Origin of the sequence: Pseudomonas sp. CFBP 8772, assembly GCF_014841665.1 — a bacterium.
Taxonomy (GTDB): domain Bacteria; phylum Pseudomonadota; class Gammaproteobacteria; order Pseudomonadales; family Pseudomonadaceae; genus Aquipseudomonas; species Aquipseudomonas graminis_B.
Map to the genome: position 1 here is coordinate 42,811 of NZ_JACYUI010000006.1, position 18,756 is coordinate 61,566.

18 protein-coding genes and 1 pseudogene are annotated in these 18,756 nt (G+C 59.3%); 14 read left to right on the forward strand and 5 right to left on the reverse strand.

Annotated features, from left to right (window positions below; genetic code table 11):
- The first annotated feature begins 114 nt into the window (after positions 1 to 114).
- The 9 genes from IFT99_RS13810 (at position 115) to IFT99_RS13850 (ending at position 9,530) form a co-directional block, all read left to right on the forward strand.
- A complete protein-coding gene (locus IFT99_RS13810) occupies positions 115 to 1,407 on the forward strand; it encodes an NCS2 family permease (RefSeq protein WP_192132898.1) in 1,293 nt (430 codons plus the stop codon).
- The gene (gene trmA, locus IFT99_RS13815) at positions 1,404 to 2,489 is read left to right on the forward strand and encodes a tRNA (uridine(54)-C5)-methyltransferase TrmA (RefSeq protein ID WP_192132900.1); all 1,086 of its coding nucleotides are present in this window, start codon (positions 1,404 to 1,406) and stop codon (positions 2,487 to 2,489) included. Before IFT99_RS13810 ends, trmA begins: the two co-directional genes overlap by 4 nt.
- Positions 2,490 to 2,692: 203 nt before the next feature.
- Complete coding sequence (locus IFT99_RS13820; RefSeq protein WP_192132902.1) at positions 2,693 to 3,985, forward strand: MFS transporter; 1,293 nt, start codon at positions 2,693 to 2,695, stop codon at positions 3,983 to 3,985.
- Between the two features lie 246 nt (positions 3,986 to 4,231).
- Complete coding sequence (locus tag IFT99_RS13825; RefSeq protein ID WP_065987559.1) at positions 4,232 to 4,720, forward strand: Hcp family type VI secretion system effector; 489 nt, start codon at positions 4,232 to 4,234, stop codon at positions 4,718 to 4,720.
- Between the two features lie 9 nt (positions 4,721 to 4,729).
- Positions 4,730 to 5,680, forward strand: a complete 951-nt coding sequence (locus IFT99_RS13830) for a hypothetical protein (protein ID WP_192132904.1) — start codon at positions 4,730 to 4,732, stop codon at positions 5,678 to 5,680.
- Positions 5,680 to 6,051, forward strand: coding sequence for a hypothetical protein (locus IFT99_RS13835; protein WP_065987561.1), 372 nt, complete (start codon positions 5,680 to 5,682; stop codon positions 6,049 to 6,051). The genes IFT99_RS13830 and IFT99_RS13835 overlap by 1 nt, the downstream gene beginning before the upstream one ends.
- A 555-nt stretch (positions 6,052 to 6,606) precedes the next feature.
- A complete protein-coding gene (locus tag IFT99_RS13840; protein ID WP_192132906.1) occupies positions 6,607 to 6,999 on the forward strand; it encodes a hypothetical protein in 393 nt (130 codons plus the stop codon).
- Positions 7,000 to 7,642: 643 nt separating this feature from the next.
- Entirely contained in the window at positions 7,643 to 8,536 is an 894-nt protein-coding gene (gene ypfJ, locus IFT99_RS13845) for a KPN_02809 family neutral zinc metallopeptidase (RefSeq protein ID WP_192132908.1), read from the forward strand.
- 4 nt (positions 8,537 to 8,540) lie between these two features.
- Complete coding sequence (locus IFT99_RS13850; protein WP_065987565.1) at positions 8,541 to 9,530, forward strand: hypothetical protein; 990 nt, start codon at positions 8,541 to 8,543, stop codon at positions 9,528 to 9,530.
- Positions 9,531 to 9,652: 122 nt separating this feature from the next.
- On the opposite strand, the gene IFT99_RS13855 is transcribed toward IFT99_RS13850, so the two are convergent.
- The 3 genes from IFT99_RS13855 to IFT99_RS13865 all read right to left on the reverse strand — a co-directional run bounded on the left by IFT99_RS13855 (position 9,653) and on the right by IFT99_RS13865 (position 11,807).
- Positions 9,653 to 10,249 carry an HAD family hydrolase gene (locus tag IFT99_RS13855; RefSeq protein ID WP_192132910.1) on the reverse strand — a complete coding sequence of 199 codons (597 nt, stop codon included), beginning with the start codon at positions 10,247 to 10,249 and terminating at the stop codon, positions 9,653 to 9,655.
- Positions 10,246 to 11,115, reverse strand: coding sequence for an acyl-CoA thioesterase II (gene tesB / locus IFT99_RS13860; protein ID WP_065987567.1), 870 nt, complete (start codon positions 11,113 to 11,115; stop codon positions 10,246 to 10,248). The genes IFT99_RS13855 and tesB overlap by 4 nt, the downstream gene beginning before the upstream one ends.
- Before the next feature lie 128 nt (positions 11,116 to 11,243).
- Positions 11,244 to 11,807, reverse strand: coding sequence for a GNAT family N-acetyltransferase (locus tag IFT99_RS13865; RefSeq protein WP_065987568.1), 564 nt, complete (start codon positions 11,805 to 11,807; stop codon positions 11,244 to 11,246).
- A gap of 127 nt (positions 11,808 to 11,934) precedes the next feature.
- Here IFT99_RS13865 and IFT99_RS13870 point away from each other — a divergent pair, with 127 nt between their 5' ends.
- Both IFT99_RS13870 and IFT99_RS13875 read left to right on the forward strand, forming a co-directional pair.
- Positions 11,935 to 12,852: a histone deacetylase family protein gene (locus IFT99_RS13870; protein ID WP_065987569.1), complete on the forward strand. Its 918-nt coding sequence runs from the start codon at positions 11,935 to 11,937 to the stop codon at positions 12,850 to 12,852.
- A gap of 195 nt (positions 12,853 to 13,047) precedes the next feature.
- Positions 13,048 to 14,286 (forward strand): TIGR03862 family flavoprotein, encoded by a 1,239-nt coding sequence (locus tag IFT99_RS13875; protein WP_192132912.1) that lies wholly within the window; start codon positions 13,048 to 13,050, stop codon positions 14,284 to 14,286.
- Positions 14,287 to 14,309: 23 nt separating this feature from the next.
- Here IFT99_RS13875 and IFT99_RS13880 read toward each other — a convergent pair whose 3' ends face one another.
- Positions 14,310 to 15,485, reverse strand: a complete 1,176-nt coding sequence (locus tag IFT99_RS13880; protein ID WP_192132914.1) for an acyltransferase family protein — start codon at positions 15,483 to 15,485, stop codon at positions 14,310 to 14,312.
- Between the two features lie 387 nt (positions 15,486 to 15,872).
- Between IFT99_RS13880 and IFT99_RS26785 the strand changes: the two are divergent.
- Both IFT99_RS26785 and IFT99_RS26790 read left to right on the forward strand, forming a co-directional pair.
- Positions 15,873 to 16,928: pseudogene (locus IFT99_RS26785) on the forward strand (methyl-accepting chemotaxis protein); the annotation flags it as partial.
- Between the two features lie 141 nt (positions 16,929 to 17,069).
- On the forward strand, positions 17,070 to 17,783 hold the full coding sequence (locus IFT99_RS26790; RefSeq protein ID WP_432213743.1) for a methyl-accepting chemotaxis protein: 714 nt from the start codon (positions 17,070 to 17,072) through the stop codon (positions 17,781 to 17,783).
- Here IFT99_RS26790 and IFT99_RS13890 read toward each other — a convergent pair.
- On the reverse strand, positions 17,768 to 18,022 hold the full coding sequence (locus IFT99_RS13890; protein ID WP_192133295.1) for a hypothetical protein: 255 nt from the start codon (positions 18,020 to 18,022) through the stop codon (positions 17,768 to 17,770). The genes IFT99_RS26790 and IFT99_RS13890 overlap by 16 nt on opposite strands.
- Between IFT99_RS13890 and IFT99_RS13895 the strand changes: the two genes are divergently transcribed.
- Positions 17,957 to 18,748, forward strand: coding sequence for a substrate-binding domain-containing protein (locus IFT99_RS13895; protein WP_192132918.1), 792 nt, complete (start codon positions 17,957 to 17,959; stop codon positions 18,746 to 18,748). The genes IFT99_RS13890 and IFT99_RS13895 overlap by 66 nt on opposite strands.
- The last annotated feature ends 8 nt before the right edge of the window (positions 18,749 to 18,756 follow it).

Sequence of the window (18,756 nt, forward strand, 5' to 3'; positions counted from 1 at the left end):
ATGATGCGCGGCTTTTTGCAACTGGCAGAATTTGTGCAAGCCGTTTCGGTGAGCTGTGCTTTGCTGTTTCAGTCGACTACATAAATGACGCGGAGCGTCACCGGGGAGCCTTAAATGCTGGAGCGGTTGTTTCAACTCAGGGCACATAACACCAATGTGCGCACCGAAATTCTGGCCGGGGTCACCACCTTCCTGGCCATGGCCTACATCCTGTTCGTAAACCCGAGCATTCTTCGCGAGACCGGCATGGACAAGGGCGCGATCTTTGTCGCTACCTGCCTGGCGGCGGCCATCGGCTCCACCGTCATGGGGCTGATCGCCAACTACCCGATCGCGCTGGCGCCGGGCATGGGCCTGAACGCCTTCTTCACCTACACCGTCGTGCTGCACATGGGCCACACCTGGCAAGTGGCGCTGGGCGCGGTGTTCATTTCGGCAGTGATGTTTTTCCTGCTGTCGATCTTCCGCATCCGCGAATGGATCATCAACAGCATCCCGCTGCCGCTGCGCTCGGCCATTGCTGCCGGTATCGGGCTGTTCCTGGCGCTGATTGCGCTGCACAACGCCGGCATCGTGGTGACTAACCCGGCCACCATGGTTGGCCTGGGCGATCTGGCCAAACCGGCACCGATCCTCGCGGCTCTAGGGTTCGCGCTGATCGTGGCCCTGGAAGCTTTGAAAGTGCGCGGCGCCGTGCTGATCGGCATTCTGGCCGTGACCATCATTTCGATTGTGATGGGCTTCTCGCCGTTCGGCGGTGTGGTGTCGATGCCGCCTTCACTGGCGCCGACCTTCCTGCAGCTGGACATTCCCGGCGCACTGAACATCGGTCTGGTCAGCGTGATTTTCTCCTTCCTGTTCGTCGACCTGTTCGACAACTCCGGCACCCTGATCGGCGTCGCCAAGCGTGCGGGCCTGATGGGCAAGGACGGCCACATGCCGAAGATGGGCCGTGCGCTGATCGCCGACAGCACCGCCGCAATGGCCGGCTCTCTGCTGGGCACCTCGACCACCACCAGTTACATCGAATCCGCGGCGGGCGTGAGTGCCGGCGGCCGGACCGGTCTGACGGCTATCGTGGTTGCGGTGTTGTTTCTGCTGGCGTTGTTTTTCGCGCCGCTGGCTGGCAGCGTTCCAGCATTCGCCACCGCCCCTGCCCTGCTGTTCGTGGCTGTGTTGATGACGTCGGGCCTTGCCGAAATCAACTGGGACGACATCACTGAAGCAGCACCTGTGGTGATCACCGCCCTGGCCATGCCATTCACGTATTCGATCGCCAACGGCATCGCCTTTGGCTTCATTTCCTGGACCCTGATCAAGCTGTTGTCGGGCCGGGGCCGCGAGCTGAATTCGGCGCTGGTCGTGCTGTCGATTCTGTTCGTGATCAAGCTGGGCTTTTATCCATGAGTTCTACGTTCGACCCTGCAAACTACGCCGTTCAGCTCGATGAGAAGGCCACGCGCCTGCGCGAGCTACTGGCGCCTTTCGAGGCGCCCGAGCCTCAGGTCTTCGATTCGCCACGCGAGCACTACCGCCTGCGCGCCGAGTTCCGCCTGTGGCGCGACGACGGCAAGCGTCACTATGCGATGTTCGCGCCGGGGGACAAGCACACGCCGATCCTGATCAACGACTTCCCTATTGCCAGCCAGCAGATCAACGCGCTGATGCCGGTGCTGCGGGATCGCTGGGAGGTGAGCAAGACGCTCAATCACAAGCTGTTTCAGGTGGACTTTCTGACCACGCTGGCCGGCGACGGCATGATCACCCTGTGCTATCACCGCCCGCTGGATGAGGCCTGGCAAGTCGAGGCGGAGCAATTGGCGGCTGATCTGAAGGTCAGTGTGATTGGCCGCTCGAAAGGGCAGCGACTGGTGATTGGCCGCGATTACGTGACCGAGCAGCTGGACGTCGCTGGCCGGACTTTCAGTTATCGCCAGCCGGAGGGCGCGTTCACCCAGCCGAACGGCACGGTGAACCAGAAAATGCTGAGCTGGGCGTATGACGCGCTGGGCGACCGCGACGATGATTTGCTGGAGCTGTATTGCGGCAATGGCAACTTCACGCTGCCGTTGGCGACCCGCGTGCGCAAGGTGCTGGCGACCGAGATCAGCAAGACGTCGGTCAACGCGGCGCTGAGTAACCTGGCGGACAACGCTGTGGATAACGTGTCGCTGGTGCGACTGTCGGCTGAGGAGCTGACAGAAGCCCTGAATGAGGTGCGCCCGTTCCGTCGTCTGGCCGGTGTCGACCTGAAAAGCTACGACTTCGGCAGCGTGTTCGTCGACCCGCCCCGCGCCGGCATGGACCCAGACACGTGCGAGCTGACGCGACGTTTTGAGCGCATCCTGTACATCTCGTGCAACCCGGAAACCCTGGCCGCCAACATCGCACAACTGCACGACACCCACCGGGTCGAGCGGTGCGCGCTGTTTGATCAGTTTCCGTATACCCATCACATGGAGTCGGGGGTTTTGCTGGTTCGCCGCTGACAGCGCGATTCGGTCGTTCCCGGCTGAAGCCGGTCCTACTATCATCAGTAGAACCGGCTTCAGCCGGGAACAGGCCTTCTGATCTCCATGCGCCCGCAGCATATCCCGCACCATCCATCATTAAATTCCTGACAGCTAGCGGCGAACCGCGCCAGACCGGTGTATAACTCTCGGCCGTCTTTCGCTTCGATGGATGCCTTGCCTTGAGCTCCGAATCGCCCGCCTCATCGTCTGAATCTTCCGCCAAAAGCGCCCTGCGGCTGCCCGGCTTTTTCGCCTTCCTGACCGCGCGCCTTGCTGCCGTTTTCGCCATGCAGATTCAGGCAGTGGTTGTCGCCTGGCAGGTCTACGACATGACCCGCAGCCCGATCTCCCTGGCCTATGTCGGCCTGGCGCAGTTCATTCCAATGTTGCTGCTGTTGATGCCGGCCGGCGACTTGATCGACCGCTATGATCGCAAGATGATCCTGACCATCAGTTGGTCGGTGCAAGCCGTATGCAGCCTGATGCTGATGCTGTTCTCTGTGACCCATCATCAAGACACACGGCTGATTTACGCCACCCTCGCCTTGTTCGGTTGCGCGAGGGCGTTCACCGGGCCGGCGTTGCAGAGCCTGCTGCCACAAGTCGTCCCGCGTGAAAAACTCGCGTCGGCCATCGCCACCAACAGCATGATCATGCGCATTGCAACCATCGCCGGGCCGCTGGTCGGCGGCGGTCTGTATGCAGCAGGCGGCGGCGGGCTGACCTATTCCGTGTGCATGGCCAGCTTCATCGCTGGCGTGCTGTTGCTGATCCGCGTGCCGGTGCTGTACGCCGGCAAAAAGCAGATTCTCGAATCCACGGCCTGGAAGCGTTTCACCGCCGGCATCGCCTTCATCCGCTCGCGGCCGATTATCCTCGGCACCATCTCACTGGATCTATTCGCGGTGCTACTCGGCGGCGTGGTGGCGCTGCTGCCGATTTATGCCCATGAAGTGCTGCACCTGGGCCCCGAAGGGCTGGGCGCGCTGCGCAGCGCGATGAGTCTGGGTGAGGTCAGCACGGGTCTGTATTTGAGTTTCCGGCCTTTTGATCGACACGTCGGTCTGGTCATGTTCATCGCCGTCGCGGTGTTCGGCGTCGCCAATCTGGTGTTCGCCCTGTCGACGCTGTTCTGGCTGTCGCTGCTGGCTTTGATGATCGCCGGTGCGGCGGACATGGTCAGCGTCTATATCCGCTCCACACTGGTGCAATTCTCGACGCCGGACGACATGCGCGGGCGGGTCAATGCGGTGAATATGTTGTTTATCGGTTCGTCCAACGAGCTGGGCGAATTCCGCGCCGGCAGCAGCGCGGCGCTCTGGGGGGCCGTGCCCGCCGCGATCATCGGCGGCGTGTGCACACTGGGTGTCGTTGGCGCCTGGATGGTTGGCTTCAAGGCCCTGCGCCAGGTGAACCGCTTCGCCGACGCCTCGCCGGTCGAGACCATCGAGAAGCAGACGGCGCGGGTTTGATGTAAGCCCTCTCGGGTATTTACTGTTGGCGCGCACCCTCTGCGCGCCACGCGAATCCGGCAGTTTCCGGCCCTTTTGAACGACTACTGCGGCGAACATCACCCGTTACGGAATCTTCCGTAAGACGTGCCAAGGGACCAGTGTAGGACCGTTCTGAAAATCACTTTCAGCCCCCCTCGCCGCGCTTCAAAGCCCAATGCCCTCTCCCTATCCTTGCTGGATCTGACCTCAGCAAGGACACGCAGCATGGCATTTGACGGATTCATCAAGGTGAACGGGATCGACGGCGAGTCGCTGGATGAGCGCAACAAGGGCTGGATCGAAATCGTGGCCTACGACTTCGGCGTTAGCCAGAGTACTTCGGCCACCGCCAGCTCGAACGGCGGCGCGGGCTCGGGTCGGGCCAGCCTCAGCGACTTCAGCTTCAGCAAACGCCTGGATCAATCCAGCGCTGCGTTGTTTGAAGCCAGTTGCGCGGGCACGCACATCAAGGACCTGACGTTGTGCCTGTACCGCGCGGGAGGCGACAAGCTCAAGTACTACGAAGTACGCCTCGAAGAAGTGATCATCTCTGACTTCAGCCAAAGCGGTGAGAGCGGCGAGCCGCTGGAACACGTGCAAATCAACTTCGGCCGCGTCCGCATTCTGTACACCCAGCAAAAACGCAGCGATGGCGCGGCGGCCGGCAATGTAGTTGGCGGCTGGGACCGCATCGCCAACAAGCGCTTTAGCTGAGGACTGCGAATGTCCAAGCCATATGTGTTTATCAATGACCGCATACAGACCTACTTCACACTCAAGAACCGGGTGGGCGGGGGTGCGAAGTTCGATGTGCTCAACGCGCATATCCGAAACGTTGTGGTGATGCCGGGCCAGCTGGTGATTGTCAGCGACGGTTCAAACGGCACTCTCACAGCCGAAGAAACCGAGCTGATGAACCTGGCGCGTAACGTCCATCGTCAGGTGAAAGGCGCGGGCAGCCAGCTCATCGAGAACTATGACCTGCTGCAGAACATGCTCAGTTATGGATCGCTGGGTACTGGCGCTGCCACCGGGAGTTGGGGCAAGCACCTTGGAGGTGTGAAGAAAACCCTGGAAGAGATCGAGCGGCTTTACAAATTATCGCTGGCGCGCGGAACACCCATTGCTCGGCAGGAGTTCATCAACCAGCGGCGAGCTCTGTTTGCCACGCTTGATAAGCAACTGGAAGGCATTGCCCGCTGGGGGACCGGGTTGCGGAAAAAAGGTCCGCTTAAGAAGATGCTGGGGTTGTCGACCAAGAGTTATCTGCACACAGGTGAAATCCAGGGATATGCGGCGCGGGTGGGGCGAATCGCTAGAGTGGCGAAGTTGCTGAAATTCGGGACGCCTGTTGGGATTGGGCTGAATGCAATTTCAGCAGGCCTTGAAATCAAGGAGGCATGTTCGACGGGGCGGGAGGAGTTTTGTCGGAAGGCGCAACACATCGAAGGTGGCAAATTTGTCCTCAGCACAATGTTTGGTCACGTCGGCGGTGGAGTGGGCGCGTCAGCAGGAGCCTCGATTTGTGCAGTTGTTTTGGGAGTTCCTACCTATGGAGTCGGCGTAATTGGCTGTGGAATCGTCGGCGGCGTGGTTGGCGGATACAGCGGAGGTCTAGTTGGTGGGTTTGTCGGCGAATTGACCGGCGAGTACATCTATGAGTGGGGCCAATAATGGCAGATATCCCCACCGGACTCTTGGCACTGATATTGACAGTGATCACGACCTTACATCTCGCCGGCTACTACATCTTCTTCTACATCAATTTGGAAAAGATCGAAAACCATCTATGCGATATTGAAATGTTTTCCTTGAACAGAGAGTTCTACGGAGACAGTTTTCTCGGACGAAGGATGAGGGAAACCTTCGTAATGCTGGTTGCAGTGGCCCCAGAGATCTTCTGGAGACAGGAACGCATCCCCAGGCAAAAGCTTCTCAAATTACCTCCCCGATTGCTGTGGGGAGTGCGGATAGTTTATGGCTCTATGATTTTCATAAGCGTTTATGGGGGATTGCTCTATTATTTTCGTGCGCCACACGGCTAAACAGCGACAAAGTGCGGCCAACTCAAATGATAGTTTTAGTCGGCGGTTTCGAAATCTCAATCACAGAGTTAGCTTTCTGATTTCTTGAATATTGAGCAGTCACGGGTCGCGCCAACTCGACGGATAGGGGGGAGGGAATCCTTGAGATAGTAAAAAATTCTGCCCGATCGTGAATTACTATAAGGTTAAACACCTGACTTGCCCTACGACTACTGGCCTGCTCGGACTGACTTTAATAATATCAATGTGGATCAATAACCTCCTCATGGCATGGTTCACCTATCGAAACATTAACCATCTTGAAAACCGACTATCTAACTGCACGTGCATCAGTGACACCAAAGCCCTTTGGCAAGGAGGATTAATAGCCAGGCAAATGCGGTTAAACATGGTAGTTACAGTCATTACGCTGCCCAAAGCAATGTATCGGCGAGGCCACATCACAAAAAATGCTCACCACTCTGTGCCTCTCCAGCTTAAATTGAGGATCTGGGGAATATACAGCTGGCTTTTCGTTAACTGTACCTGCTTGGCTATATTGGCCTGGCTAACAAAATGATTATGCTCGAGAAGGCCTGGTGGGTGATGGCGGTATTTGGAAGCATATTCGCCAATATCATCATAATGATTTACTTCCAGCTCGGTAAGTTAGCCACTATGGAGGAACTGCTATCAGATGTGAAACTAGTCCATCTAAATGACTGCAGATGCATATCTGATGCTCGAAGGATGTGGGACGACGGCATTATCGGAAGACAGATGCGCATGAACATGGTGACTGTCCTCCTTACTTTTCCGAATTTGATGTACCTCCGTGGAGATATTTCAAAAGACGCAAACTTAAGAGTCCCACCACATTTAAGGGCCTGGATACTCTGGCTCCACATCATTCTAAATACAGTATTTGTATGCATGATCGGGCGTTATGCCTTTATCACAGCACAGTGAGAGAAGTGACAAAAATGACCGAAAAGTATCTCTATGAATGGACATCGTGATGGATGACATCCCGACTGGACTACTCTCACTCATCATACTATTGCTCACCGCCGCCCACATTGTGTGGCCCATATATTCTTCTACATATATCTGGAAAAGATCGAAGACTACCTGTGTGATATCGAGATGTTTTCATTGAACAGAGCGGTCTGCGGAGACAGCCTTTTCGGACGAAGAATGAGGGAAACATTCGTGATGCTGGTTGCAGTCGCACCTGAGATCTTCTGGAGGCAGGAACGTATCCCCAGGCAAAAGCTGCTCAAATTGCCTCCCCGACTGCTGTGGGGAGTGCGGATAATTTATGGCTCGATGATTCTCATCGGCGTGAGTAGCGGACTGCTCTACTATTTTTGCGCGCCTCATTAACGCATTCAAAGGGCGCTGCCTTGGCATGGGTCTACTTCTCCGCAGGTTGAAAAACACAAATAAGGTTTCAAGCTGCCAACCCCCACCAAGCAGCTCTGCAGGTGAGCAATACCTCTGAGGAACCGATTCGCGAACTATTCCCCCTCCTCTCCTCTCTTAGTCCAGCAGACCAGACGTCGCACGCCCGCCGTCTACACTTCCCACACGACCAAAAGAGGATTCCCCCATGCTATGGAAAAAAGGACGTCGCAGTGACAACGTCGTGGACGCACGTGGCGATTCCGGGGGCGGCGGTGGCGGCGGGATGCGCATTGGCGGCAAAGGGTTGGGGCTTGGCGGGATCGTGATCATCGTCGCGATTGGTCTGCTGACCGGCCAGGACCCGATGCGGATTCTGGGTGAGATCACCGGCCAGATGGGTTCGGATCAAACCGCCGCGGTCAATCCGCAAACGCGCCAGGCGCCGCCGGCCAATGACGAGCAGGCTGATTTCGTGCGCGCTGTCTTGGGCGACACCGAAGACACGTGGCAGCAGGTTTTCCAGCAAATGGGGAGCCAGTACAAGGCGCCGACGCTGATCCTGTTCAGCGGTCGGGTGCAATCGGCCTGTGGCTCGGCATCTTCGGCGAGCGGTCCGTTCTATTGCCCGGCTGACCAGCGCGTTTATCTGGACATGGAGTTTTTCCGTGAGATGAGTCAGCGCTTCAAGGCGGCGGGAGATTTCGCTCAGGCGTACGTGATTGCGCACGAAGTTGGCCATCATGTGCAGACCTTGCTGGGGGTTTCGGCTAAAGTTGACGCCGCCCGCCAACGCGGCATGAAAATGGAAGGTGACAACGGTTTGCTGGTGCGTCAGGAGCTGCAAGCTGACTGCCTGGCAGGCGTTTGGGCCAACAACGCACAAAAGCGTTTGAACTGGCTGGAGCCGGGTGATATTGAAGAGGCGCTAAACGCCGCCAATGCCATTGGCGACGACCGCTTGCAGCAACAGGGTCAGGGCCGGGTCGTGCCAGACTCGTTTACCCACGGCACTTCTGCTCAGCGCGTGCGCTGGTTCAAGACAGGTTTTGCCGCAGGACAAATCAACCAATGCGATACATTCGCCGCCAAGAGCCTCTGATCACATGATGAAACCGCTTTCGATCCTGTTGTTGGGCACCCTGATGAGCCTCAATGCTCATGCGGCGGATCAGGCGGTTAAATCCATCAGCCCCGACCGGCTTCAGATCAACGGGACCACCCAGGCCACGCTCGGCCTGAGTCAGAGCTGGGTTCGTCCAAGCCCGCAGGTCCAGCGGGTTGTCATTGTCTTTCACGGTCGGCTGCGCAACGCGCAAACCTACCTGCGCAGCGTCGAGCGCGCGGCCAACCAGTCGCATCAGCGCTCGAAAACGCTGTTGATCGCGCCGCAATTTCTCGATGAGAAAGACATTTCACAGCACCGCCTGCCAGAATCGGTGTTGCGCTGGCACGCCAATGACTGGATGGCAGGCGAAAAGTCGTTGGGCCCCAAGCCAGTCAGCTCGTTTGTGGTCATCGATCACATCCTCAAGCGTCTGAGCGACAGCAAGCTGTTCCCGAATCTGAAGGAGATTGTGATCGCTGGGCATTCCGGCGGTGCTCAGGTGGTGCAGCGTTACGCGATGATCGGCGGCAAGGAGGATGCGTTGCTGAAGAAGGAAGGCATCAAGCTGCGCTATGTGATCGCTAATCCGTCTTCTTATGCGTATTTCGACGCGACCCGGCCGCTGCCGGTCGATGCGGCGAGCTGCCCGACTTTCGACACCTGGAAGTACGGTCTTAACAAGCTGCCAGCCTATGCCGGCAAGGAAACACCGGCCGAGCTTGAGGCTGCTTACGTGAAGCGCGACATTACTTACCTGCTGGGCGAACTGGACACCGATCCAGAGCACCCGGCGCTGGACAAGGATTGTGGCGCCGAAGCCCAGGGGCCGCAGCGTCTGGCCCGTGGTCACAACTACTTCGATTACCTGACCAAGCGTCATCCGGAAGGCTTGAATCAGCGCCTGGTGGAAGTGAAAAACGTCGGGCATAACGGCGAAGCGATGTTCACTTCACCTGAAGGTCAGACGGCGTTGTTCAAGGCGAATTGAGAGCACTGCGCTAGCAGGACCTGCTTTAAGCGGGAAGAGGCCGGTGCGTACACCACTCATTTTGTAGTGAATTGCCTGCCGCTTTCCCGGCTAAAGTCGGTCCTACTATTTGAATGCGCGTCCTATTTCACTTCAATCATCTTTCTTAACGCCACGCAATCCGCCGCATGCCAATCGGTCAACTCGGGCCACGGGTTTTCCGGCAGATTGACCAGCACGGTCTGACTCCCAGCTGCGCGACCGCAAGCCAGGTCGAACTGATAGTCACCCACCATCACCATGTCCGACGGCTTCACATTCCACGCTTGGGCCAGCTTCAGCAGGCCTCCCGGATCGGGTTTCGGCGCCGCTTCGTCGCGACCGAGCACGTCGTCCACCGCAAAGCAGTCCGCGATGCCGATGGCTTCCAGTGTCACGTGAGCAAGCTCCCGGGCATTACGGGTCAGGATGCCCAGACGATAACCCCGCCCTGCCAGCTCCCTCACCAACTCGACAGCCCCCGTCGCGGGTTTGGACTCAATCGCCACCGCGCGCTCGTGCTCCAGCAGCCAGGCATGTTTGGCCGCTGCGACGTCGGCCGGCAACGCAGCAAGATGCCCGAGGATGTCGTCTTCCTGCGGGATATCCAGCGCCCGTTTAATGGCCGGAAAATCATGGGCGGCGACAGTTAGCGTGCCGTCCATGTCGAATACCCAGTGGCGTACCTGTTTAAGGCTCATGACCAATCCTTGCGGTGGCGAATCAAACCTTCCTGAGTGACGGAAGCCACGAGCTTGCCCGCGCGGTTGAACACGCTTCCGCGGGAAAATCCGCGCGCGTTGCCGGCCCATGGACTGTCCATGGCATAGAGCAGCCAGTCGTCGGCGCGCAGTTCGCCGTGGAACCACAGCGAGTGATCAAGGCTGGCGATCTGCATGTCCTTCTGCCAGACCGTCCTGCCGTGGGGCAGCAGCGACGTGGTCAACAGATTGAAATCCGAGGCGTAGGCGAGCATGTAGCGGTGCAACGCGGGGATGTCGGGCAACGTGCCGTCTGCGCGAAACCACACATACTTCACTGGGTCTGCAGGCTTGGGATTGTAGGGATCAGACTCGGTGACCGGGCGAAATTCGATGGGCTTGGGGCACAGCAGCTTGTCCTTCATGTGCTCGGGGATCAGGTGCTCGCGCTGACGCATCAGTTCAAGCTCCGACGGCAGGCTCTCGGGGCCGACCACCTGTGGCATCTGAGTCTGGTGCTCGAAGCCCTCTTCGTCGTACTGGAACGACGCGCTGCAGGTGAAGATCGGCTGCCCCTTCTGAATCGCCGTCACCCGGCGCGTGCTGAAACTGCCGCCGTCACGGACCCGGTCGACCTGGTACACCACCGGCAGGTGCGCGTCGCCGGGGCGCAAAAAATAGCCATGCAATGAATGCACATGGCGCGCGTCTTCGACCGTCTTGCTCGCCGCCGACAGCGACTGCCCCAGCACCTGACCGCCAAACAGCTGGGGAAAGCCAAGGTCCTGGCTGCGCCCGCGAAAGAGGTTTTCTTCGATCGGCTCCAGGCTCAACAGCGACACCAGATCATCCAGCACGTGACTCATTCAGGGTTCCTCACACGGTCGTCTCGCCGACCGTCATCGCATCAATCAGGCCATGGGCGCCGAAGGTCGGCGCAGATGGAAGTGGGACGAAATGATACAGAGGTTTGTAGCCCGATTCCCGCAGCGAATCACAGGGTCGCCAGCCAGCCTGGCCGGTTGATGCGATACAGCACGTGGGGCCTGAGGGGATGACCCTCGGGCAATTTGGGATGATTGAAGTTGTCGGCCGGATCGTTGCGCATGCCGATGGCCTGCATGACCTTTTGCGAGGGCAGGTTGTTGACCGCCGCGAACGCCACGATTTCATCCAGATCCAGGTGCTCGAAACCGCAGCCGAGCACCGTCCACGCGGCTTCGCTGGCGTAACCCAGGCCCCAATGCTCGCGAGCCAGGCGCCAGCCGATTTCCACCGCAGGCGTGAACGCCGCTTCAAAGCCCACCACGCTCAAACCGGTGAAACCGATGAATTCGCCGGTGTCCTTGCGCTCAAGGGCCCAGAACCCAAAACCGTATTCGGCAAAATGCCCGCGCACGCGGCCAATCAGCTTGGCGCTCTCCATGCGGCTCAAGGGCTGCGGGAAATGGCGCATCACTTGGGGATCGGCGCACATCTGCGCGAAAGCCGGCAAATCATCATCTCGCCATTGACGCATCAACAAGCGTGCGCTGTTGAGCTCAAGAATCGGCTCCATCGATCGTCTCCCTGTGCCTCGCCTTTCAAATTACCCGCCGGCTGGCGATTCTCCCGCTCAGGCAAATCGCTGTGCGGTGGTCGTCAGAACTGGCAAGATTCCCCTTCGAACCAGACGCGTGCACACCATGCCCCTGCCCCTCATTTACCACGAAGACTACAGCCCGGACTTTCCGCCGGACCATCGCTTCCCGATGGACAAGTTCAGACTTCTGCGCGACCACCTTATCGACAGCGGCCTGACAACAGATGCTCAATTGTTTCGCCCGCAGGTCTGCCCAACGGACATCCTGGCGCTGGCCCATGACCCCGGCTACATCAGCCGTTATATGGAAGGCGCGCTGTCGCGCGAGGATCAACGTCGTCTTGGCCTGCCCTGGACCGAGGATCTGGCCCGACGTACGGTGCGGGCGGTAGGTGGTTCTTTGCTGACAGCGGAACTGGCGCTGCAACACGGGCTGGCCTGTCACCTCGCCGGCGGCACCCATCATGCCCATTACGATTACCCGGCCGGGTTCTGCATCTTCAATGACCTGGCGATCATCAGTCAGTACCTGCTGCACAGCGGACGCGTCGACCGGGTGCTGATTTTCGACTGCGACGTGCATCAGGGCGACGGCACCGCGCGGATCCTCGAACACACCGATGATGCGATCACCGTGTCGCTGCACTGCGAGAAGAACTTTCCCGCGCGCAAGGCCCAAAGTGACTGGGACATTCCGCTGCCAATGGGCATGGGGGATGACGATTACCTGAAGGTGGTCGACGACACGCTGAATTACCTGCTGCCGCTGTATCGGCCAGATCTGGTGCTGTACGACGCCGGCGTGGATGTGCACAAGGACGATGCGTTGGGTTACCTACAGCTGACGGACGCAGGTGTTGCCCGCCGTGACGAGGCGGTGATGCGTCATTGTCTGGGCCGCGACATTCCGGTGATGGGCGTGATTGGCGGTGGTTACAGCAAGGACCGCGAAGCACTCGCCCGGCGGCACGGCATTCTGCACCACAGTGCGCAGCGGGTGTGGGTGGAGCGCGGGCTTTGATTGACCACAGAACTTACCCACATCCGCTGTGGAACCGCCTGTGGATAACCTGAGCGCAAGGCCACGATCCCCTGATAACACTGGGTCTGGAGAATACTGTACGTTTTTTGATCGATTAGTTTTCCACAGGGTGGCTGCGTTTCACGAAGCTCGCGTAGAATGCGCGCCCCTCACTCAACCAATGTCCGCTTAGCCATGACGCTACCCGCCACTTCACGCACCCAGACAGTCGCCATCATCGGCGGCGGCCCTGCCGGCCTGATGGCCGCTGAAGTGCTGAGCCAGGCGGGGCTCAAGGTGGATCTTTATGACGCCATGCCCTCGGTCGGGCGCAAGTTCCTGCTGGCCGGCGTGGGCGGCATGAACATCACCCACTCCGAGCCGCCACCTGCGTTCGTGTCCCGCTACGCCGAACGCGCCCCGCTGATCGCGCCCATGCTGCGCAGCTTCGGCGCCGAAGCGCTGTGCGAGTGGATTCACGGCTTGGGCATTCAGACCTTCGTCGGCAGTTCGGGCCGCGTGTTCCCCACCGACATGAAAGCCGCGCCACTGCTGCGCGCCTGGCTCAAGCGGCTGCGGGAGTCCGGCGTAGTTATCCACACCCGTCACCGATGGATGGGCTGGAATGCCGACAATACGCTGCGGATCGCCGGCCCTGAAGGTGAACTTGCCCTGCGCCCTGCCGCCACGTTGCTGGCATTGGGCGGGGCAAGCTGGTCGCGGCTGGGCTCGGACGGCGCGTGGGTACCGCTGCTTGAACACCGCGGGGTCAGGATCGCGCCGCTGCAGGCTGCCAATTGCGGGTTTGAGGTCTCGGCCTGGAGCGAACTGCTGCTCAGCAAGTTCGCCGGCGCGCCGCTGAAAAACATCGCGATGGGCCTGGAGGGGCACACCCTTCGACTGGGCGAATGCGTAATCACCCAGACAGGCGTGGAGGGCAGCCTCGTTTACGCGCTGTCCGCGCAGATCCGCGAGGCGATCAATCGATCAGGCTCGGCCACGGTCGAGATTGATTTGCTGCCCGGCAAGACCATCGCCGAGGTGCAAAAGGCCCTGAGCAAACCGCGCGGTTCACGTTCGATGTCCAAGCATCTGCACAGTCAGTTAGGGCTCGACGGCGTGAAGGCGGCGCTGTTGCGTGAGCTCACCCCCGCGACGACATTCGCTGATCCGGCCCTGCTCGCGATGGCGATCAAGACCTTGCCGCTGCCACTGATCAAGCCGCGCCCGCTGGATGAGGCCATCAGCACGGCGGGCGGGGTGAGGTTCGAAGCGCTGAACGAGCAATTGATGATCCCGTCGCTGCCCGGCGTGTTCTGCGCCGGCGAGATGCTCGACTGGGAGGCGCCCACCGGCGGCTATTTGCTCACCGCCTGTTTCGCCAGCGGCCGCGCGGCAGGGCTGGGAATGGTTGACTGGTTGCGCCGCGAGTAAGGCTCAGCGCAACCCTTACGGATTCACGCCGCGCGATCGACCTGCGGCTTCAAGCTACCACCAAGCCCCTGATTGACCGGCGCCTTGCCCTGCGAAGGCCCGACCATCCGTTTGCCCAACGCGACGCCCTTCAGTTCGATGTACGTGTGAGCCAAGGCAGCCAGGCCGATCGCCACGAGGGTGACGGCGACCACCAGCGCGTTGTTTCCCAGCTCTGACCCGGTGTCCATGAAACGCTGACCATTGATCATGGGCGCCAGGTCGCGGCCCGTGAGCTTCTGCGCCACGATGAACACCGTCGACAGGCAAAATAGCAGCGCGGCGTGGGTCATGTAGATGGAGTACGACAATTTGCCCAGCAGCCTGAACACGGCGGTTTTCAGGAACGTCGATACCAGCCCGGCCTCGAACGCGAACACCAGCACCAGCACGCAGAACGTCAGACTGGCGATGGGCGAGCGGTCGCTGTAGTCGTTCATCACCATCCAGTACGTGGTGCCCGTCAGCGCCACTTCGAACACCGTCATCAGCCAGCGCACCGGCACGAATCGGTCGCGAACCAGCAAGTAGGCCAGGTACGTGATGTTGCCGGCGAAGAAGCAGGACAGACCCAGCATCGCACGCCAGACCAGCGGCTCGTTTTCGGTGAAGATCATCGTGAACGCGACGACGGCCACGCAGGCAAACATCGCGAAACGGCTTCTCAGCGAAAGCAGGCACAGGGCGCCAAAGAGCATGTAGATGTAGAACTCGATGCTGATGCTCCATGACGGGTAGTTGAACGACATGGTCTCAGTGAGCGGCGTCCAGGCTTGCAACAGCAGCAGATTGGGCAGGATCTCTGTCGGGTCGAACAGCCCGGTGAACGGCACGTTGTTGAGGGTGAAGCCTTTCTTCCAGGCCGCCCAACGCACGCCTTCGAAGCCAATAAACACCAACAGCATCACCACGTGCAGCGGGTACAGGCGGAACAGGCGCGAGATAACGAAACGCTTGAAACCGAACTGCGGCTTCAGCCCATAGGAGTGGGCCAGAACAAAACCGCTGAGCACGAAGAAGAAGTTAAGCAGGATGTCAGCTCTGCGGAAAAACGGCAGCTCGATGAAAGCGCCCACGACATGCAGGTGGTAGAACACCACCAGCAAGGCGAAAACGCCCCTGAAGCTGTCGAGCGTCGTAAATCGCTGAACTGATCCCATGGCCCAACGCCCCGTCCTGAGTGAGAAAACGCCTTTGGCGGCCGCGAATTCTCGTGGCCTTTACACGGTAGGGGGTTGGCCGGCTTATCAACAGTTGAAATATTTCATGTCCGGTACATCCGACGGCGCAAAGATTGACGCCAGCGTTTGTCAGTAGTGACCGATGAGTCACTTTGAGGATTTCTGGTCGCAGTAGCAACGACACCCGTCAATACTTTGCTGCCAGCCTCGCCGTCGACTGTCGGACAATTCCTACATCGGTTTCAGATTCTCGCGAACCTGCCGATGCACTCGTACACATGAATGTTTTGCTGGCTCCATAACAAAAAAACTCCAGCTGACGATTTCAAATATTACGGATTCTGGAGAAATGGAATGAACAGCTGGATGGCCAATATCAGCGTCAACAAGAAGCTAGCCCTCGGCTTCGGCGTCGTGCTTGTACTGACTGCCCTGCTGGCCCTGGTGGGCTGGAACAGCTTGGGCCAGATGAGCTTGCGCAGCCAATGGGTGGGTGATATCACCAAGCTCAGCCAGAAGCTCACAGACCTGCGGGTGACGCGCCTGCAATATATGCTCAGCAACGGCGACGAAGTGGCCGCGCGAAGCGTTCAGACCGCGCTCGACGCATTCAAGGCGCAGCAGCAATTTCTGCAAAAAACGTTCACTAACCCACAGAATGTGCCGCTCATCAAAACGATGGGCGAGCAACTCAGCGCTTATGAGACCTCGTTGAAAAAAATGCGCGAGGCCTACCAGGCGAGCGCCGGGGTGCGCGATAGCATGGGCGTCGACGCGGTAAAAGCAGCGGAGCTGATTGCCGCGATCAACGATGATGTGATGAAGCTCGACCCTACGGATGAACGTCGTTCCGAGCAGTACCAGGCCGTCATTAAAGCCCGCGAAGACGTGATGCTGGTGCGCTACGAAGTGCGCGGCTACACCGCCGGCGTCTCGGCCAAAACTGAGGAAGCGGCCATGCGCCAACTGACCGTCGCCCTTGACGGCCTCGCCCCACTCAACGCCATGTTTGGCGGTACTCAGGCCGAGCGCCTGAAGCAGCTGGAAGCGGCGCTGATCGGCTATCGCAACTCGGTGCAGGGATTCAAGCTCGCCACTGGCAATATCAATGCTGCGCGCACAGAGATGACCGAGGAACAGGGTGTCATCGTCAAGCTGGCACAACAGCTCACTGATCTGCAGAACACCTTGGGCCAGGCTGACATTCAGCAAGCCCGTATGCTGCAGTTGGCCGGCACGCTTCTGGCGCTGATCCTTGGCACCTTGGCGGCGATCATCATTACCCGTCAGATCACCCGTCCGCTTCAGCAGACCCTGGCTGTCGTTGACCGCATTGCCTCCGGCGACTTGTCCCACAACATGGTCGTGACCCGTAAAGATGAGCTGGGCGTTCTGCAAATGGGCATCCAGCGCATGGGCGCCACGCTGCGCGAATTGATCGGTGGCATTCGTGACAGCGTCACGCAAATTGCCAGCGCTGCTGAAGAGCTGTCGGCGGTGACCGAACAGACCAGCGCCGGGGTCAACAGCCAGAAAGTCGAAACCGACCAGGTCGCCACCGCGATGCACGAAATGTCAGCCACTGTTCACGAGGTCGCGCGCAACGCGGAGCAGGCATCGGTTGCCGCCTCCGCCGCTGACAAGCAGGCACGGGAAGGCGACAAAGTGGTGGGCGAAGCGATCATACAGATCGAGAAACTGGCCAGTGAAGTGGTCCGTTCCACTGACGCGATGTCCGTGCTGGAACAGGAAAGCGACAAGATCGGCAAGGTCATGGACGTGATCAAAGCCGTTGCCGAGCAGACCAATCTGCTGGCCCTTAACGCGGCAATCGAGGCGGCCCGTGCCGGTGAAGCCGGTCGCGGTTTTGCCGTGGTCGCCGATGAGGTCCGTGGCCTGGCGCAACGCACTCAGCAATCCACCGAAGAGATCGAAGGCCTGGTCGCCGCACTGCAAAACGGCACACGCCAGGTGTCGGAGATCATGCTCAGCAGCCGCAACCTGACTGACAGCTCGGTTACCCTGACCCGCAAGGCCGGGACGTCGCTGGAAAGCATTACCCAGACGGTGTCGAACATTCAGGCCATGAACCAGCAGATCGCGGCAGCTGCCGAGCAACAAAGCTCGGTGGCCGAAGAGATCAGCCGCAGTATCGTCAACGTGCGCGACGTGTCTGAACAGACGGCTGCCGCCAGCGAAGAAACCGCCGCTTCAAGCGTCGAACTGGCACGACTGGGCAATCAGCTGCAAATGCTGGTCAGTCACTTCAAGGTGTAAACCGGCTTTATCTGCGTCGGACGAAAAGCCGCCCGGCGCAGGCGGTGCAAGGGGTTGAAGACGAACAGCGCGGGTGCGTTGGCAAGAAAGGGATTTACTGATCCTACAATTGCCACATACTGCCCGCGCTGTTTTATTTCGTCATATTCATCTCCAACGCCGGATTTATCTCCATGAAAAGAATGTTGCCTTATCTCCTCAGTGCTGCCCTCTCCCTCGTTCCAGTCGCCTTCTCCCATGCCGCCACGGCACCTGCACCTGTCCAGCTGATCGTACTGAGTTCCGGCGGAATCATGGGCGCGTTCAAAGCAGTAGCCCCCGATTACGAACAGCGCGCGGGTGTGAAGCTGCAGGGCGAAGTCGCGCCGTCAATGGGCGCGACGCCCCAGGCCATTCCCAACCGACTGGCCCGCCATGAACCGGCCGACGTGGTGTTGATGGTCGGTGCAGCGCTGGACAAGTTGATCAAGGACGGCAAGGTCGATCCGAAAACCCGCGTCGATCTGGGCAAATCCTACATCGCCATGGCCGTGCGTCATGGTGCGCCGCACCCTGACATCAGCAGCATGGAAGCCTTCAAGCAGACCCTGCTGGACACTAAAAGCATTGCGTACTCGGACAGCGCCAGCGGCGTGTACCTGTCCCGTGTGCTGTTCAGTCAGATGCACATCGCCGACCGGATCCAGAGCAAAAGCCGCATGATCCCCGCCGAGCCCGTCGGCGAAGTCGTGGCACGGGGAGACGCCGAGATTGGCTTTCAACAGCTGAGCGAGCTCAAGCCGGTGGACGGTATCGACATCATCGGCCTGATCCCCGACCAGGCGCAGCAGATGACCCTCTACTCCGCAGGCGTCGTCACTCAGAGCAAACACCCTGAACAGGCGAAACAGTTTCTGGAATTCCTGAGTTCATCGGCAGCGGCCCCGGCCATCAAAGCCAGTGGCCTGGACCCGATCGCGAAGTAGCTGGATGC

Excerpts from the sequence above, each read along its gene's own strand:
- IFT99_RS13830 (WP_192132904.1), top strand. The coding sequence starts at position 4,730 with ATGTCCAAGCCATATGTGTTTATCAATGACCGCATACAGACCTACTTC.
- tesB (WP_065987567.1), bottom strand. The coding sequence starts at position 11,115 with ATGAGTCACGTGCTGGATGATCTGGTGTCGCTGTTGAGCCTGGAGCCG.
- IFT99_RS13855 (WP_192132910.1), bottom strand. The coding sequence starts at position 10,249 with ATGAGCCTTAAACAGGTACGCCACTGGGTATTCGACATGGACGGCACG.
- IFT99_RS13835 (WP_065987561.1), top strand. The coding sequence starts at position 5,680 with ATGGCAGATATCCCCACCGGACTCTTGGCACTGATATTGACAGTGATC.
- ypfJ (WP_192132908.1), top strand. The coding sequence starts at position 7,643 with ATGCTATGGAAAAAAGGACGTCGCAGTGACAACGTCGTGGACGCACGT.
- IFT99_RS13825 (WP_065987559.1), top strand. The coding sequence starts at position 4,232 with ATGGCATTTGACGGATTCATCAAGGTGAACGGGATCGACGGCGAGTCG.
- IFT99_RS13865 (WP_065987568.1), bottom strand. The coding sequence starts at position 11,807 with ATGGAGCCGATTCTTGAGCTCAACAGCGCACGCTTGTTGATGCGTCAA.
- IFT99_RS13850 (WP_065987565.1), top strand. The coding sequence starts at position 8,541 with ATGATGAAACCGCTTTCGATCCTGTTGTTGGGCACCCTGATGAGCCTC.
- IFT99_RS13895 (WP_192132918.1), top strand. The coding sequence starts at position 17,957 with ATGAAAAGAATGTTGCCTTATCTCCTCAGTGCTGCCCTCTCCCTCGTT.
- trmA (WP_192132900.1), top strand. The coding sequence starts at position 1,404 with ATGAGTTCTACGTTCGACCCTGCAAACTACGCCGTTCAGCTCGATGAG.
- IFT99_RS13890 (WP_192133295.1), bottom strand. The coding sequence starts at position 18,022 with ATGGGAGAAGGCGACTGGAACGAGGGAGAGGGCAGCACTGAGGAGATA.
- IFT99_RS26790 (WP_432213743.1), top strand. The coding sequence starts at position 17,070 with ATGCACGAAATGTCAGCCACTGTTCACGAGGTCGCGCGCAACGCGGAG.
- IFT99_RS13870 (WP_065987569.1), top strand. The coding sequence starts at position 11,935 with ATGCCCCTGCCCCTCATTTACCACGAAGACTACAGCCCGGACTTTCCG.
- IFT99_RS13840 (WP_192132906.1), top strand. The coding sequence starts at position 6,607 with ATGATTATGCTCGAGAAGGCCTGGTGGGTGATGGCGGTATTTGGAAGC.
- IFT99_RS13875 (WP_192132912.1), top strand. The coding sequence starts at position 13,048 with ATGACGCTACCCGCCACTTCACGCACCCAGACAGTCGCCATCATCGGC.
- IFT99_RS13880 (WP_192132914.1), bottom strand. The coding sequence starts at position 15,485 with ATGGGATCAGTTCAGCGATTTACGACGCTCGACAGCTTCAGGGGCGTT.
- IFT99_RS13810 (WP_192132898.1), top strand. The coding sequence starts at position 115 with ATGCTGGAGCGGTTGTTTCAACTCAGGGCACATAACACCAATGTGCGC.